The following is a 15,518-nucleotide window of genomic DNA, read 5'->3' on the forward strand; positions in this document are numbered from 1 at the left end:
CCCCCACCGGACCCGCGGACGAATCCCAGGGACCAGCCCCCACCCCCCTCCCCCCCCAAGCGGCCAGCACCTCAGTGCACGACGATCTCCCCGTCACTCAGCTCCAGAACCCGATCGGCCAGATCCAGGAGCGCCGCGTCATGCGTAGCCACCAGCGCGGTGACCCGCTCACTGCGCACCACCGCCCGCAACAGTTCCATCACCCCGATCCCGGTCTCGGCATCGAGCTGCCCGGTCGGCTCGTCGGCGATGAGAAGCGCGGGATTGTTGGCGAGCGCGCGAGCGATGGCGACCCGCTGCTGCTGCCCTCCGGACAGCTCCCCCGGCCGCTGCGCCGCATGGTCGGCGAGCCCGACCAGCGAGAGCAGCAGCTCGACGCGCTCCTCGCGCTCACGCGGATCGGCCCGGCGCAGCCGCATGGGCACGCCCACGTTCTCGGCGGCCGTCAGGATCGGGATCAGCCCGAAGGACTGGAAGACGAAGCCGATACGGTCCCGGCGCAGTTCGAGGAGCCCGTTCTCGCCGAGTCCGGAGAGGTCGAGCCCGTCGACCGTGATCCGCCCCCCGTCCGGCTCGTCGAGCCCGCCGACGAGATTCAGCAGGGTGGTCTTGCCCGACCCCGAACGCCCCTTGAGCGCGACGAGTTCCCCGCGCGGTATGTCGAACGACACCCCGCGCAGGGCGTGCACGGCGGTGGCGCCGCTCCCGTACGAGCGGCGGACGTCCTCCACCCGCACCATCGTGTCGGTGGCGACCGTGTCCGTGACGACCTGAGTGCTCATGCCCCTCCCCCGTGGACCGGGCGCCAGTATCACCGTCCGGCGCCCGGACCTGCAACGGTTCAGCTCGGGTTGTCGCCGTGCGTGAGCGTCTCCCAGGCGACGAACAGGTTGTTGCTGCCCGCCGGACGGTTCTGCGCCGTCAGCCGCTCGGTGTTGCTCATGGCGATGCCGAGACGGTTGTGCAGGGCGTTGTAGCCGACCTCGGTGACCGGTCCGAGCCCGAGGTTCAGCGACCCGCCGCACAGCCAGCTCGGGGCCGCCTCGCCGAGCTGGTACTTCGCCTGGAAGCCGAGCGCGTGCCGCAGCCGCTCGCCGACGTCGGTGCCGTACAGATCCTGGCCCTGGATGCGGCTGGTCTCGGCGATGTGCGCGATCGCGGAGATGCCGTACCCGGTGTGCGTGAAGTCGCGGCAGGTCTCCTGGGTGACCCCGTTGACGAAGGTGGACTGCCCCTGCCAGTAGTTGACGATCTTCTGGGTGGTGTCGAGATTCTGGCTCGGCACGGTCTTCGGCAGGGCGCCGTCGGAGGCTATGTAGACGTAGGCGGCCGTGCGCGTGCGGAACTTGGCCATGGCCTTGTCGTACGAGGCCTTGTCCTCCAGGAAGACGGAGATGCCGACGGCGGCCTCCATCATCGACAGCTCCCAGTTGCCGTTGGAGTTCGAGCCGTTGATGACCTTGGGCAGATAGACGTCGCGCAGCATCGTCGAGAAGCGCCCGGAGTTCGCCCAGCCGCCGTCGTACGTGTACTTGATGATCTCGGCGGCCTTGGGCCAGGACGAGCCGGCCCAGCCGGTCTGCAGCGGCGCGTTGCTGTTGGTGTGGTCCCTGATGGTCGCGGACCAGGCGTCCATCAGCTCGATCGCCTTCTTCGCGTACCGGGCGTCGCGCGTGACGTACCAGGCGAGCGCCTGGGTGTACGCGGCGATCGCGTCCTCGCGCTCGTCGGTGCAGCCGTAGTTGGGGTTCGAGTACGAGCCGCACTCCACGACCGCGCGGGGCTTGGCGGTGCGCGTGAGCGAGCCGTACTTGCTCGCCATCATCTGGTCGTACGCGCCCTTCCAGGGCTGCGCACCCGCGTTGACCTGCTGTCGGGCGAAGTCCAACTGGCCGCGGGAGACGGTGACTCCGGGGTGCGCGAAGGTCGCGGGGGCGGCCTCGGCGCGCTCGGCGGCGGGCCAGGCGAGGGCGCCGGCCAGCAGGGCGGTGACGGTGGCGAGGAGCGCGAAGCGGGAGGCTCCGCGGTGACGGGCGGGGCGTGCCGTGCGGGAGGAACGTGGAGGGACCGGAGCGGTCGGCTTCATGGGGGGGCCATCCGTTCTCGTATGTGAACACGGAATGCCTTTATGAACACAGGCGTTGGCCGGGACCATAGGTACAGACCATGTCCGCGTCAAGAGAAACGGCGGGCACCGACAGCGGGCCGGCACCCGACCACCCCCCGACTACCCCCGACCGCCCGGCGGACCGCTCACCGGACCGCTCAAGCCTTGACGGTGAACCCGTGCTGCCGGCCGAGCTTCTTGAGGGTGGTCTGCCCCGGGATGCCGTTCGCCTCCGCGCCACTGAAGCCGTAGCGGCGCTGGAGGGCCGCGTACGCCTCGACGGTCCTGCTGCCGAAGGAGCCGTCCGCCCACTGTGCGGGCAGCAACCCCTCGGCCACCAACGCCTTCTCGACAACCAGGACGTCGGATTTGTGCGTCTTGCCGCCCTGCGGCAGCCCCGGGTCACGGCGCGCGGCGGCGACCAGATTGCTGAGGTCGACGACGGGCCCGGTCGGCGCGCCACCGCTGTCCGGCTTCTGCACCGGAGCCGCTTCGAAGAGGGCGGACCTGTCGATGTTCCCCGGGTCCCAGTGGTCGTTGCCCGGGATGTTCGCGTGGCCGTAGTGGCCGCCCTTGCTCATCCAGACCGAGCGGGGGCGGTTGGTGGCGTCGGCGGCCGAGGTCGCGAGGCGCCCGGCCGGGAAGGTGTCCGGGATCTTCCAGGAGCGGATCGCGGCCATCATGGCCCGGTAGTTCGGGCCCGGCTCCCAGGTCTTGGTGAACGGCTTGGCGGCCCGCCCCAGCACCTCGATCTGGATGCAGACCTTTCCGACGCGATTGGTCCTCGTCGAACCGTCGTTGAGCAGTGCGCGGGCGCTGTGGTTCAGCGGGCCGAACTGTCCGAGGCGGTCGGTCGTCGGGTCATAGAGCAGGTGCGGCTCGGCGGTCTTGCGGATCAGATGCGCCGCCACGGCCTTGAAGGCGTCGTCGCCCGTGCCGCTCTCCGTGGTGTGCCAGACGACACGGCCCGGAACCGACGGAAGATCCATCGCGCCTCCGATGCTCCCGTCGCCCAGGCGCTGTGCCTTCTCGATCCAGTTCGTACCCACTTCGCATCCCCCATGGATTCGCATGATCGGCAAGTCGGGTGTGGGTCAAGGGAGTTGCGAGCCCCACCCTCCTTCGTCATGCCCAGGGTGACGCAGCGTAGCCACATCCGGGTTGCGACTCGGGGTCTTCTTCACTCATTTGGCCCACACGCAGCCCCTCGAAAGACATCAATGTCCAGACATGAATGAGGGAGGACCGGCAGTGAAGAGCGCTCCCCGGCCACCATTCCCACCGCTCCGACCACCCTCGCCGCGCCCACCACCCCCCTCACCCCGCCCCGGCCCGTTCGCCGGCGCCCATGCCCCGTCCGCCGCCCCGCACACCCGTGTCGACCTGCGGTTCACGACCCCTAGGGCATCGCCCGGGCGCAGGAGCGGCACACGACGACGGGCCGCACCCCCCGAAGGGAATGCGGCCCGTCGCACACGTACGGGTACGCGGCCGTCGAGGCGCCTAGCGGACCTCGGTGATCTCCGGTCCGCGCTGCAACTGCCCCATGCCGCCGGAGAAACGGGACCCGGCCTGCTCCTCCTGCTGAACACCCTCAGCGACCATCTGCGCGTCGTCCGGCAGCTTCAGCACGATCGGGTCGCGCGGGGCCATCGGGCCCTCACCGCGGACCACCACGGTGTCCCGGAAGATCTGCTCCAGCAGACCGGCGGCCTGCGGCTGCACCGCGCCCTGCCCGGAGATCACTCCGCGCAGGAACCAGCGGGGACCGTCCACACCGATGAACCGGACGACCTGGAAGCCGCCCGTGCCGTCCGGCAGCTGCACCGGCACCTGCGCGCGCAGCTCCCAGCCCAGCGGCCCCTCGACCTCGTCGATGACACCGCCCTGCTGGGTGATGCCGGTGGCGATCTCCTCGCGCACCTCGCCCCAGATGCCCTCGCGCTTGGGAGCGGCGAAGGCCTGCAGCTGGACGGCGCTGTCCTTGAGCACCACGGTGGCCGCGACGATCGCGTCGCCCGCGACCTCCACCCGGAGCTCCATGCCGTCGACCCCGGGCACGAAAAGACCGCCCAGGTCGACCCGGCCGTCGGCCGGATCGCGCACCTCGGTGCTGTCCCAGGGACCGTCGGGGCGCGGCTCCGGTTCGAGCCTCACGCGCTCGCGCTCCGCCCCGTCCGCCTCAGTGCCGACTCCGTCGACCTGCTCGGCCTCGCCCGCCGCGTCCTCGGCGGCACTGCCCTTCTTGCGACGTCCGAACACGTCACTGTCCTTCCCGGTCGGATACGACCGAAGCGTATCGATTCCCACCCGTTGTGCCGCCCACCGCGGAATGCCCGCCGGTGGACCCGAAGCCCCCTGCGGCCCGCGCCGAGTCGGGAAGCTCCGCGACTTCCTGGAAGCTCACCTTCTCGACCTGCTGGACGACCAGTTGGGCAATCCGGTCGAAGCGCTCGAACCGCACGGACTCGCGCGGGTCGAGATTCACCACGATCACCTTGATCTCCCCACGGTACCCGGCATCAACCGTCCCCGGGGCATTCACGAGAGCGACACCGCAGCGGGCGGCCAGCCCCGAACGAGGGTGCACGAAGGCCGCGTACCCCTCGGGGAGCGCGATGCACACCCCGGTGGGGAGCACGGCGCGTTCGCCGGGCTCCAGCACCCGGCTCTCGGTGGTCCGCAGGTCCGCGCCGGCGTCGCCGGGATGCGCGTAGTGCGGAAGCGGTACGTCCGGGTCGACGCGCTTGATCAGCACGCCCACCGGGGCCTGGGCGGGGGTCACGGGTTCACCTCGAAAGCACGGGCACGACGGACCTGGTCGGGGTCGTCCATGGCCGCCCGGATCTCCTCCGGCCGGCCGTTGTCGACGAAGTGGTCGACCTTCACCTCGATGAAGAGAGCGTCCGCGCGGACGGCGACGGGCCCCTCGGGGCCGCCGATCCGTCCCGTGGCGGACGAGTAGATCTTGCGTCCGGCCACCGCGGTGACCTCGGCCTCCAGATACAGCACGGTGCCCACGGGCACGGGCCGTACGAAGTCGGTCTCCAGGCGGCCGGTGACGGCGATGGTGCGCAGCAGCCAGTTCAGCGAGCCGAGGGTCTCGTCGAGGGCGCTGGCGAGGACGCCGCCGTGGGCGAGGCCCGGAGCACCCTGGTGCGCGCTCTGCACGGTGAACTCGGCGGTGATCCGCACGCCGTCGCCCGCGCGGGCCTCAAGGTGCAGTCCGTGCGGCTGTCCGCCGCCGCAGCCGAAGCACTGGTCGTAGTGCGCACCGAGGAGCTCGCCCGGGGCGGGCGCGTCGGGATGGCGCACCGGCGCCACGGCGTCGGCCGGGGGCCGCAGGGCCGAAGATGTACCACTCACAGGCGCAGACCTTACCTCCGCGTCAGCGGCCCGTACGCACCGTGGCAGGCTTGGCGGTATGCAGCCCTCCGCCTCGCCGTACGAAGAACGTCTGACCGCGCCCCGATCCTGGTGGTTCGTCTGCCTGCTGGTGGGCGTCTCGATGGCGCTGATCCTGCTCCCCTTCGGCACGCTGCCCCTGCTGGGCGGGCTCGTCGGCGGCACGGCGGTGTCGGCGGTGGTGGCCAGTTCGTACGGCTCCGCGCGGATCCGTGTGGTGGGCGGCGCGCTGATCGCCGGGGAGGCCAGGATCCCGGTCTCCGCTCTGGGCGAGGCACAGGTCCTCGACCCCGAAGAGGCCCGCGCCTGGCGGTCGTTCAAGGCCGACGCGCGCGCCCACATGCTGTTGCGGGCGTACATCCCGACGGCTCTGCGCGTGGACATCACGGACCCGGCGGACCCGACTCCGTACGTCTATCTGTCGACCCGTGACCCGGAGCGTCTGGCGGCGGCCCTGGAGGCCGCGCGCACGGCCGCGTAGACGGGCGGCGACCGCGGCCGGACCGCACCGGGACGGTCCCGGTGTCCACCACGTCGTCCGGCCCGGGGTCCGACCCGGATCCGCGCCCGAGCCCGAAACCGAACAAGTTTCCGTACGCGTACCCGTACGGAAACTTTTCCTTCGGGCGGTCAGAACTTTGCCCGCCGCGAGAGGCCGAGGGCCAGAAGCCGGTGACCGGCGGCCCGTGCGGGGTCAGCGCCCCAGCTCGCCGCGGAGGTCGCCCATGCTCAGCGGGTCGGCCGGCTCCTCCAGGGGCGGCAGCGCCGGGAGGGCGTCCCAGGGCACCTGCACCTTGCGGAGATCCTTGCGGACCCGGTCCGCGAGCTTTCTCGTGTCACGGCGGTTCATGAGCGCCCCGACGGCCGCGCCCACCATGAACGGCATCAGGTTCGGCAGGTTGCGGACCGTGCGCTTCATGATCTGCTGGCGCAGCTCGCGCTTCATCTGGCCCCCGAGGGCCGCGTTGAGCGTCGACGGCTTGGTCACGTCGATGCCGCGCTCCTCCGACCACGAGTTCAGATATGTGGTCGAGCGCTCTTTCAGGTTGCCGGGCGGTCGCAGGCCGTAGACCTCGTACAGCTCGGCGATCAGCTTCAGTTCGATCGCGGCGACGCCGGTGACCTCGGCGGCCAGCTCGGTGGGCATGGCCGGCGGTACGGGCATCATCGCGGCGGCGCCGACGCCCGCGCCCACGGTGGACGTGGCGTTGCACGCGCCCGCGACGAGTTTGTCCGCGAGCTGTTCGGGCCCGAGGCCCGGGAACTGCCTGCGGAGTGCGGCGAGGTCGCGTACGGGGATCCGCGGGGCGATCTCGATGATGCGGTCGGTGACGTACGCCAGGGCGGCCCTGGCCCGGCTGCCGCCCTTACGGACGCCTTCCGCGACCCCGTGGCCGACGGCGGCCGCCCGGCGTCTGGCGACAGGCGCCTTGGTCACCGGCACCTCCAGGGCGCCGGAAGCGCCTGTCGCGTCCGCTGCTTCGAGCGAGGCCGGGAGGCCCCGCTCGTCGTCGTGCAAGCCGTCCTGGGACGGACCGGCCGCTCCCCGGTCACGGAAGCGGCGCTTCCAGGGCGGGGTCGAGCCTGTCACGGCCGACCCTGCCTCAGTCGCAGTCGCGGCAGATCGGCTGACCGTTCTTCTCGCGGGCCAGCTGACTGCGGTGGTGGACCAGGAAGCAGCTCATGCAGGTGAACTCGTCCTGCTGCTTCGGCAGGACCCGGACGGCCAGTTCCTCGTTCGAAAGGTCCGCTCCGGGCAGTTCCAGGCCTTCGGCCGCCTCGAACTCGTCCACGTCGACCGCCGAAGTCGACTTGTCGTTCCGGCGAGCCTTCAGTTCTTCAAGGCTGTCCGAGTCGACGTCGTCGTCGGTCTTGCGTGGGGTGTCGTAATCCGTTGCCATTGTCGCTCTCCCCCTCTGGGTGTCTGCGGTGTCTCAGCGCAGGTAACGCGTGAGAGGCCGGACTTGTGCCCGACCTGAGGCGGAGATTTTGCCTCACATCAAGGTCTGTTACTCAATCGACACCCAACCGGACTCCTGAGGAGTGATCGGCTTGGATGGCGAAGCGGACCGTACACGGTCCGAATGCCGCACTTCAAAGGCGTCTCACCGTGTACTTCCCGTGATCTCGACCCCCGAAAACCCGGATTTTCCCGGCTTTACGGCAGTCCCGTTGATCACGGAGGGTAGATGACCGGAAATTGGCCCTGTGATCGATCACACACGAGCGTGCCTTTCGTCTGCCCGGGAAATTCCGCGCAAAGCGAACATCCTCGCGTGTCGGCGACATGGTCTCAGATAGGTAGGGCTACTCGCATCACCAGGCCACCCCCCTCGCGCGGTTCCGCGACGATGTGGCCACCGTGGGCGCGGGCCACCGACCTGGCGATCGACAGGCCGAGACCCACCCCCTTGTCGCTTCCCGTCCGCTCGGTGCGCAGCCGCCGGAACGGCTCGAAAAGATTGTCGACCTCGTACGCGGGGACCACGGGTCCGGTGTTCGACACCGTGAGGACCGCCTGGCCGTGCTGCACCTGCGTGACGACCTCGACCCAGCCGTCCTGGGCCACGTTGTAGCGCACGGCGTTCTGGACGAGGTTCAGGGCGATCCGCTCCAGGAGGACGCCGTTGCCCTGGACGACCGCGGCGGCCCGCTCCCCGCGGACCTCCACGCCCTTCACGTCCGCCTCGCCGCGCACCTGGTCTATGGCCTGCGAGGCGACCTCGGCGAGGTCGACCGGCTTGCGCTCGACGATCTGGTTGTCGCTGCGGGCGAGCAGCAGCAGGCCCTCGACCAGCTGCTCACTGCGCTCGTTGGTGGCGAGCAGGGTCTTGCCCAGCTGCTGCAGCTCCATGGGGGCGCCCGGGTCGGACAGGTGCACCTCCAGGAGCGTGCGGTTGATCGCCAGGGGCGTCCGCAGCTCGTGCGAGGCGTTCCCGACGAACCGCTGCTGGGCCGTGAAGGCCCGCTGCAGCCGCTCCAGCATGTCGTCGAAGGTGTCCGCCAGCTCCTTCAGCTCGTCGTCCGGGCCGTCCAGCTCGATCCGCCGGGACAGGTCCGAGCCCGCCACCGCGCGCGCGGTGCGGGTGATCCGGCCCAGCGGCGACAGGACCCGGCCGGCCATCGCGTAGCCGAACGCGAAGGCGATCACGGCGAGGCCGAGGAGAGCCATCAGCGAGCGGCTGAGCAGTCCGTCCAGGGCGTGCTGCCGCTGGACGGCGGTGCACTCCTTGAGCATGGCGTTCAGCTCTTGGTTGTTGCCCGCCCCGCTCAGCTGCGGACAGGTGGCGCTGGTGAGTTCGAGGTTGCTGCCGGTCACCTGGAAGTCGACGCCGCTGCCCTCGTGCAGGGCCTGGGCCGCCAGCAGATAGATGATCGACAGCAGCAGGATCCCGGCGATCAGGAACATCCCGCCGTACAGCAGCGTGAGCCGTATGCGGATGGTCGGACGCAGCCAGGGGAAGGGGGGTTCCGGTTTCCTCGGGTCCCAGGTGGGCTTCGGGGGCGCCTTGGGGGGCGCGGGGGTGGTGGTCATCGGGGGTCAGATCCGGTATCCGGAGCCGGGCACGGTGACGATGACCGGCGGCTCGCCGAGCTTGCGGCGCAGGGTCATCACCGTGACCCGCACGACGTTGGTGAACGGGTCGGTGTTCTCGTCCCAGGCCTTCTCCAGGAGCTGCTCGGCGGAGACGACCGCGCCCTCGCTGCGCAGCAGGACCTCCAGGACGGCGAACTCCTTGGGCGCGAGCTGGACCTCCTTGCCGTCGCGGAAGACCTCGCGGCGGTTGGGGTCGAGCTTGATCCCGGCGCGCTCCAGGACGGGCGGCAGCGGCAGGCTCGTACGCCGCCCGAGTGCACGCACGCGTGCCGTCAGCTCGCTGAACGCGAAGGGCTTGGGGAGGTAGTCGTCGGCGCCGATCTCCAGGCCCTCCACCCGGTCGCTGACGTCCCCGGAGGCCGTGAGCATCAGCACACGGGTCGGCATGCCGAGCTCGACGATCTTCCGGCAGACGTCGTCGCCGTGCACGAGGGGGAGGTCACGGTCGAGGACGACCACGTCGTAGTCGTTGACGCCGATGCGCTCCAGGGCGGCCGCGCCGTCGTACACGACGTCGACGGCCATGGCCTCCCGGCGCAGTCCGGTGGCCACCGCATCGGCGAGCAGCTGCTCGTCCTCGACGACGAGTACGCGCACGTCGCTTGTCCTTCCTGTGTCCACCCGCGTAGCGCCTTCGCGGCGTACACGGGCGGGTCCGATGGGGTCCTCCCGCTCGAACGCAGCCGAGAGCAGGGAGGGTGGGACTCCATCCTGCCCTTTTCGGCCATAAGTCGGCTGTAAGACGGGTTCGGAGGGTGGGGAATGCCAGATTTTCTCGGGAGGTTGAGGTTTCCGTCGAAGGGAGCGAGGGGAGGACGGCTTTACACCCCGCGATCACGCTCTGCTTGTGCCGCACCACCCGGCGGTACGTGATGGTCCGCTTCCGCAGAGCGGGCGTGGGTGTCCGGCACTGACGCCGCCCGGCTGGGCAGCGCCGGGCATCCCTGGAGACGTGATCGCCCCTTCCGAACGGCACACCCCCGTGCCACCACCGACCCACGACCCAGGACGAGGGGGCGCAGCATGGACGCATTCACCGCAGGACTTCTGCAGCGCATAAGGGCGACCGAGTCCGACTTGACGATGGCTCGCGAGACCGGCGACGACTTCCTCGCGGAGGTCGAGCAGGCGGAACTCGACGACCTGCACCGCCTTGCGGCGGAGCACGGTGTGCAGGTCGGCGTGTCACACGTCTGACGCAGCTCGTGACAGGAGCGGGGCCCCGGCAGATCCAGTCCGGGGCCCCGCTCGGTCGTCTCTCACACGCCGCCGGACGTGTGCCGCCGGCCGCGCGCCTGCCGCGCGGCGTCAGTCGTGCCAGGCGCCGAGTTCGTCGAGCCGGGACTGGAGGGTCTCGAAGAGGCCGGGCGGGGCCGCGACGGTCAGATCGGTCGACAGGGGCTCTCCGGGGCGTCCGCCGGTCAGCGCGCCCGCCTCCCGGGCGATCAGGTCACCCGCGGCGTAGTCCCAGGGGTTGAGTCCCCTCTCGTAGTACGCGTCCAGGCGGCCCGTCGCCACGTCGCACAGGTCGATGGCCGCCGAGCCGCCGCGGCGGATGTCGCGGACCTGGGCGATCAGCTGCCCGACCACCTCGGCCTGCCGGGTCCTGCGGTCCGCGAGATAGCCGAAGCCGGTGCCGACGAGGGCCAGCCCGAGGTCGGGAGCGGGCCGCACGCGCGCGGGGCGGTCGTCGACGAAAGCACCGCCGCCCAGGACGGCCCGGTAGGTCTCCGCGCGCATCGGGGCGTGCACGACCCCGACGAGCGTCTCGCCGTCCTTGCGGGCCGCGATGGACACGGCCCAACTGGGCAGGCCGTACAGATAGTTGACCGTCCCGTCGATCGGGTCGATCACCCACTGGACACCGCTGCTGCCCTCGATGTCGGCGCCCTCCTCCCCCAGGACGCCGTCGTCCGGCCTGGCGTCGGCCAGCAGACCGGTGATCAGCTTCTCGGAGGCGATGTCCATCTCGGTGACGACGTCGACGGCGCTGGACTTGGTCGCCGCCACGCCCAGGTCGTCGGGGCGGCCGTCCCTCAGGAAAGCTCCCGCGCGGTGGGCCGCGTCGAGCGCGATCTCCAGTAGTTCGGCCTTCAGCTCGTCGTTCGCTGTGGCGGTCACGGGGCTCCTCATACGTACGGGCTGTCGGCGCCCGCGGCGGCGGGCTTGGGTGCGCGGGCCGGGCAGCAGCCCGCGGGGCAGAGGTCGTGGCTCGGGCCGAGAGCGCCGAGGGCGCAGGGGGAAACGTCTCTGCCGTTCTCGGTGGCGGCCCGCTCCAGGACGAGGTCTCGGATCGCGGCGGTGAACCGCGGGTCGGCGCCCACGGTGGCCGAGCGGCGCACCGGCAGCCCCAGCTCCGCGGCCTTCGCCGTGGCCTCCGTGTCGAGGTCGTACAGGACCTCCATGTGGTCCGAGACGAACCCGATGGGTGCCATCACGACCGCGGGCACGCCGGCTGTGTGCCGCTCCTCCAGGTGGTCGCAGATGTCCGGCTCCAGCCACGGGATGTGCGGAGCTCCCGAGCGCGACTGGTAGACGAGCTGCCAGGGGTGCTCGGTCCCGGTCCGCTCGCGCACCGCGTCGGCGACGAGCCGGGCGACGTCCAGGTGCTGCCGTACGTACGCCCCGCCGTCCCCGTGGCCCTCCACCGGTCCGGAGGTGTTCGCCGCGGACGTCGGGATCGAGTGGGTCGTGAAGGCGATGTGCGCGCCCGCGCGGACGTCCTCGGGAAGCTCGGCGAGGGACTTCAGGACGCCCTCGGTCATCGGCTCGACGAAACCGGGGTGGTTGAAGTAGTGCCGGAGCTTGTCGACGCGCGGCACCTCCAGACCCTCGCCCTCCAGGGTCGCCAGGGCCCCGGCCAGGTCCTCGCGGTACTGCCGGCAGCCCGAGTAGGAGGCGTACGCGCTCGTGGCCAGCACCAGGACGCGGCGGCGGCCGTCGGCGACCATCTCGCGCAGGGTGTCCGTCAGGTACGGCCCCCAGTTCCGGTTGCCCCAGTACACGGGCAGGTCCAGGCCGTGCTCCGCGAAGTCCTTGCGCAGGGCGTCCAGCAGGGCGCGGTTCTGGTCGTTGATCGGGCTGACCCCGCCGAACAGGAAGTAGTGCTGCCCCACTTCCTTGAGGCGTTCCTTGGGGATGCCCCGGCCCCGGGTCACGTTCTCCAGGAACGGGACCACTTCGTCGGGGCCTTCGGGGCCGCCGAAGGAGAGCAGGAGCAGGGCGTCGTAGGGAGTGGCATCGAGCGCGTCTCGCATACCTCGATCCTGCCACCCGCCTCCGACAGCCGGGCATCGGCGGGGGGCCGAACGGCAGGTGGACAGGGTGACCGGGAAAATCCGCAGATGGGTTAGGGTCACCTGACTCGTAAGCTGTATCCGTCGGATTCACGCCTTACCGGACCCTCACCGGAGACCTCCCGTGCTCAGCCCCTACCGCGCCCTGTTCGCCGCGCCCGGCTCCAAGGGTTTCACCACCGCGGGCCTCCTCGGCCGGATGCCGCTGTCGATGATGGGCATCGGCGTGGTCACGATGATCTCCCAGGTCACCGGGCGGTACGGGCTAGCGGGCGCCCTGTCGGCGACGATCGCGCTGTCCGCGGCGGTGCTCGGGCCCCAGATATCCCGCCTGGTGGACCGGTACGGACAGCGGCGGGTGCTGCGGCCCGCCACGCTGTCCGCGCTCACCGCGTCCGCCGGGCTCCTGCTGACGACCCGCTTCGACGGGCCGGACTGGGTGCTGTTCCTCTGCTCGGCCGGCATCGGCTGCGTACCGAGCATCGGCGCGATGACCAGGGCACGCTGGGCGCTCATCTACCGGGGCAGGCCCGAACTCCACACCGCGTACGCCTTCGAGTCCGTCGTCGACGAGATCTGCTTCATCTTCGGGCCGATCATCTCCATCGGCCTGTGCACCGTGTGGTTCCCGGAGGCCGGACCGCTGCTCGCGGCCCTCTTCCTGGCGGCCGGTGTCTTCTGGCTGACGTCCCAGCGCGCCACCGAGCCCCCGCCGCATCCGCGTGAGCACCACACGGGCGGCTCGGCGCTGCGCTCTGCCGGACTGCAGGTCCTGGTGGCCACCTTCGTGGCGACCGGCGCGATCTTCGGCGCGGTCGACGTGGTCACCGTGGCCTTCGCCGACGAGGAGGGCCACAAGGGCGCGGCGAGCATCGTCCTGGCCGTCTACGCGGCGGGCTCCTGCGTGGCCGGGGCCGTCTTCGGGCTGCTGCGCTTCGCGGGGGCGCCCGCCCGCAGGTGGGTGCTGGGCATCTGTGCCATGGCCGTGAGTATGATCCCCCTGCTACTGGTCGGAAACTTGCCGTTCCTGGCTGTGGCGCTGTTCGTTGCGGGCCTGTCCATCGCACCGACGATGATCACGACGATGGCCCTCGTCGAACTGCACGTACCACGCGCGAAACTGACCGAGGGCATGACATGGGTGAGCACCGGGCTCGCGGTCGGGGTCGCGCTCGGTTCCTCCCTGTCCGGCTGGGTGATCGACGCAGCCGGGGCGCGGGCCGGGTACGGGGTTCCGGTCGCGGCCGGAGCTGTCGCGGTCGCGGTGGGTTTCCTCGGGTATCGCCGGCTCAGCAGGCCGGTTCCGCAGCGGGGAGGAACCCATGAGAAGCACAGTGAGCGCGAAGAGCGGAACCTGGCGTAACTGGGCCGGGAACGTCACCGCCCGGCCGGCCCGGGAGGTCGCTCCCGCCTCCGTCGAGGAGCTCTCCGCCGCCGTGCGCCGGGCCGCCGAGGACGGACTGAGAGTCAAGGCCGTCGGTACGGGCCACTCCTTCACCGCGGCGGCGGCGACCGACGGCGTATTGATCCGCCCTCAACTGTTGACCGGCATCCGCAGGATCGACCGCGACAACGGCACCGTCACGGTCGAGGCCGGCACACCGCTCAAGCGCCTCAACCTCGCCCTGGCCCGGGAGGGCCTGTCGCTCACGAACATGGGCGACATCATGGAGCAGACGGTGTCGGGCGCGACCAGCACCGGCACGCACGGCACCGGCCGCGACTCGGCCTCGATCGCCGCCCAGATCGCGGGACTTGAACTGGTAACCGCCGACGGCTCGGTCCTCACCTGTTCCGAGAAGGAGAACCCGGAGATCTTCGCGGCGGCCCGGATCGGGATAGGCGCCCTGGGGATCATCACCGCGATCACCTTCTCCGTGGAGCCCCTCTTCCTCCTCTCGGCCCGCGAGGAGCCGATGAGCTTCGACGAGGTGACGGGTTACTTCGACGAACTGTTCACGGAGAACGAGCACTTCGAGTTCTACTGGTTCCCCCACACCGGCAACTGCAACACCAAGCGCAACAACCGCAGCGTGGGCCCGGAGAAGCCGGTCGGTACCGTCCGCGGCCTCTACGAGGACGAGTTCCTCTCCAACGGCGTCTTCCAGGCGGCCAACTACGTGGGCCGGGCCGTCCCCGCCACGATCCCCTCGATCGCCCGGATCTCCAGCCGCGCCCTGTCCGCGCGCACCTACACCGACATTCCCTACAAGGTCTTCACTTCTCCGCGCCGGGTGCGTTTCACGGAGATGGAATACGCGGTTCCGCGAGCCGCCCTGGTCGACACACTGCGCGAACTGAAGGCCATGGTCGACCGTTCGCCTCTGCGCATCAGCTTCCCGGTGGAGGTGCGCACGGCGCCGGCGGACGACATCGCCCTCTCCACCGCGTCCGGCCGGGACAGCGCGTACATCGCGGTCCACATGTTCAGGGGGACGCCGTACCAGGCGTACTTCAGCGCGGCCGAGCGGATCTTCACCGCGCACGGGGGCCGCCCCCACTGGGGCAAGGTGCACACCCGTGACGCGGAGTACTTCGCCGATGTCTATCCGCGCTTCGCCGAGTTCACCGCACTGCGGGACCGCCTCGACCCGGAACGGCGGTTCGGCAACGACTACCTGCGGCGGATCCTGGGCGATTGACGGTCCCGGCAGGCCATGAACAGCCGTCGCGCCGACCGATTGCCCGAGCACAGGACGTACGGTCGAGGCAGCTCACTCCACATCCGGCGATCATGTGAAGAATCAGTCTCACCATGATCACGAAAACGTCACCCCGGGCAGCCAACTCCCGCCCCCGGACAGAAGTTCGGTGGCGTGCCGATCCACGCAAGTGGCCCGAATGGAGTACTGTTGCGAGCCCTGGGACCGGACGCACGCCAGGGTGTCCGGAGCCGTACAGGACCGCCGAGAGGGGGCCCGTTGCACAGGGTGATGAGGGTCGTCACTTAGCGTTGCGAATAGGTAACCGTGCCATAACGGCGAGTTCGGGCCACCGTCCGACACGCCGGGCAACTCGGCAAGGTTGTGGCAGGCTGCACCCGGGCAGGCCACACTCGACTAGCGGAAGCAGCGACGCACGTGACGTCGGCAGGCACCACCCGGGAGGTCCC

The 15,518-nt window shown here is 70.5% G+C and carries 16 protein-coding genes; 4 read left to right on the forward strand and 12 right to left on the reverse strand.

The window, feature by feature from the left end; all coding sequences use genetic code 11:
* Nucleotides 1–71: 71 nt before the first annotated feature.
* The 6 genes from J8N05_RS32635 to J8N05_RS32660 all read right to left on the reverse strand — a co-directional run bounded on the left by J8N05_RS32635 (nucleotide 72) and on the right by J8N05_RS32660 (nucleotide 5,473).
* Complete coding sequence (locus tag J8N05_RS32635; RefSeq protein WP_210889160.1) at nucleotides 72–782, reverse strand: ABC transporter ATP-binding protein; 711 nt, start codon at nucleotides 780–782, stop codon at nucleotides 72–74.
* A gap of 59 nt (nucleotides 783–841) precedes the next feature.
* Nucleotides 842–2,086 carry an alginate lyase family protein gene (locus tag J8N05_RS32640; RefSeq protein ID WP_210889162.1) on the reverse strand — a complete coding sequence of 415 codons (1,245 nt, stop codon included), beginning with the start codon at nucleotides 2,084–2,086 and terminating at the stop codon, nucleotides 842–844.
* 179 nt (nucleotides 2,087–2,265) lie between these two features.
* Complete coding sequence (locus J8N05_RS32645; RefSeq protein WP_210889164.1) at nucleotides 2,266–3,156, reverse strand: peptidoglycan-binding domain-containing protein; 891 nt, start codon at nucleotides 3,154–3,156, stop codon at nucleotides 2,266–2,268.
* 454 nt (nucleotides 3,157–3,610) lie between these two features.
* The gene (locus tag J8N05_RS32650) at nucleotides 3,611–4,369 is read right to left on the reverse strand and encodes a DUF3710 domain-containing protein (RefSeq protein WP_210889166.1); all 759 of its coding nucleotides are present in this window, start codon (nucleotides 4,367–4,369) and stop codon (nucleotides 3,611–3,613) included.
* A 1-nt stretch (nucleotide 4,370) separates the two neighbouring features.
* A complete protein-coding gene (gene dut / locus J8N05_RS32655; protein ID WP_210889167.1) occupies nucleotides 4,371–4,892 on the reverse strand; it encodes a dUTP diphosphatase in 522 nt (173 codons plus the stop codon).
* On the reverse strand, nucleotides 4,889–5,473 hold the full coding sequence (locus tag J8N05_RS32660; protein WP_210889169.1) for a PaaI family thioesterase: 585 nt from the start codon (nucleotides 5,471–5,473) through the stop codon (nucleotides 4,889–4,891). Before J8N05_RS32660 ends, dut begins: the two co-directional genes overlap by 4 nt.
* 58 nt (nucleotides 5,474–5,531) lie before the next feature.
* Here J8N05_RS32660 and J8N05_RS32665 point away from each other — a divergent pair, with 58 nt between their 5' ends.
* Entirely contained in the window at nucleotides 5,532–5,993 is a 462-nt protein-coding gene (locus tag J8N05_RS32665; protein ID WP_210889171.1) for a DUF3093 domain-containing protein, read from the forward strand.
* A 213-nt stretch (nucleotides 5,994–6,206) separates the two neighbouring features.
* Here the strand turns inward: J8N05_RS32665 and J8N05_RS32670 are convergent, their stop codons facing one another.
* The 4 genes from J8N05_RS32670 to J8N05_RS32685 form a co-directional block, all read right to left on the reverse strand.
* Nucleotides 6,207–7,103, reverse strand: a complete 897-nt coding sequence (locus J8N05_RS32670; protein WP_210889174.1) for a hypothetical protein — start codon at nucleotides 7,101–7,103, stop codon at nucleotides 6,207–6,209.
* Between the two features lie 13 nt (nucleotides 7,104–7,116).
* Entirely contained in the window at nucleotides 7,117–7,413 is a 297-nt protein-coding gene (locus J8N05_RS32675) for a DUF4193 domain-containing protein (RefSeq protein ID WP_005481602.1), read from the reverse strand.
* 392 nt (nucleotides 7,414–7,805) lie between these two features.
* A complete protein-coding gene (locus tag J8N05_RS32680) occupies nucleotides 7,806–9,047 on the reverse strand; it encodes a sensor histidine kinase (protein WP_210889176.1) in 1,242 nt (413 codons plus the stop codon).
* A 6-nt stretch (nucleotides 9,048–9,053) separates the two neighbouring features.
* Entirely contained in the window at nucleotides 9,054–9,707 is a 654-nt protein-coding gene (locus J8N05_RS32685; RefSeq protein WP_006380516.1) for a response regulator transcription factor, read from the reverse strand.
* A gap of 426 nt (nucleotides 9,708–10,133) precedes the next feature.
* On the opposite strand from J8N05_RS32685, the gene J8N05_RS32690 reads away from it, so the two are divergent.
* Nucleotides 10,134–10,307, forward strand: a complete 174-nt coding sequence (locus J8N05_RS32690; RefSeq protein WP_169801958.1) for a hypothetical protein — start codon at nucleotides 10,134–10,136, stop codon at nucleotides 10,305–10,307.
* A gap of 111 nt (nucleotides 10,308–10,418) precedes the next feature.
* Here the strand turns inward: J8N05_RS32690 and J8N05_RS32695 are convergent, their stop codons facing one another.
* Both J8N05_RS32695 and J8N05_RS32700 read right to left on the reverse strand, forming a co-directional pair.
* Nucleotides 10,419–11,243, reverse strand: a complete 825-nt coding sequence (locus J8N05_RS32695) for an inositol monophosphatase family protein (protein WP_210889178.1) — start codon at nucleotides 11,241–11,243, stop codon at nucleotides 10,419–10,421.
* A complete protein-coding gene (locus J8N05_RS32700) occupies nucleotides 11,240–12,367 on the reverse strand; it encodes a ferrochelatase (protein WP_210889180.1) in 1,128 nt (375 codons plus the stop codon). The genes J8N05_RS32695 and J8N05_RS32700 overlap by 4 nt, the downstream gene beginning before the upstream one ends.
* Before the next feature lie 163 nt (nucleotides 12,368–12,530).
* Here J8N05_RS32700 and J8N05_RS32705 point away from each other — a divergent pair, with 163 nt between their 5' ends.
* Nucleotides 12,531–13,769, forward strand: coding sequence for an MFS transporter (locus J8N05_RS32705; protein ID WP_210889182.1), 1,239 nt, complete (start codon nucleotides 12,531–12,533; stop codon nucleotides 13,767–13,769).
* Entirely contained in the window at nucleotides 13,729–15,048 is a 1,320-nt protein-coding gene (locus tag J8N05_RS32710; protein ID WP_210889184.1) for a D-arabinono-1,4-lactone oxidase, read from the forward strand. Before J8N05_RS32705 ends, J8N05_RS32710 begins: the two co-directional genes overlap by 41 nt.
* Nucleotides 15,049–15,518: the final 470 nt, after the last annotated feature.

The organism is Streptomyces liliiviolaceus, from assembly GCF_018070025.1.
Lineage (GTDB): Bacteria > Actinomycetota > Actinomycetes > Streptomycetales > Streptomycetaceae > Streptomyces > Streptomyces liliiviolaceus.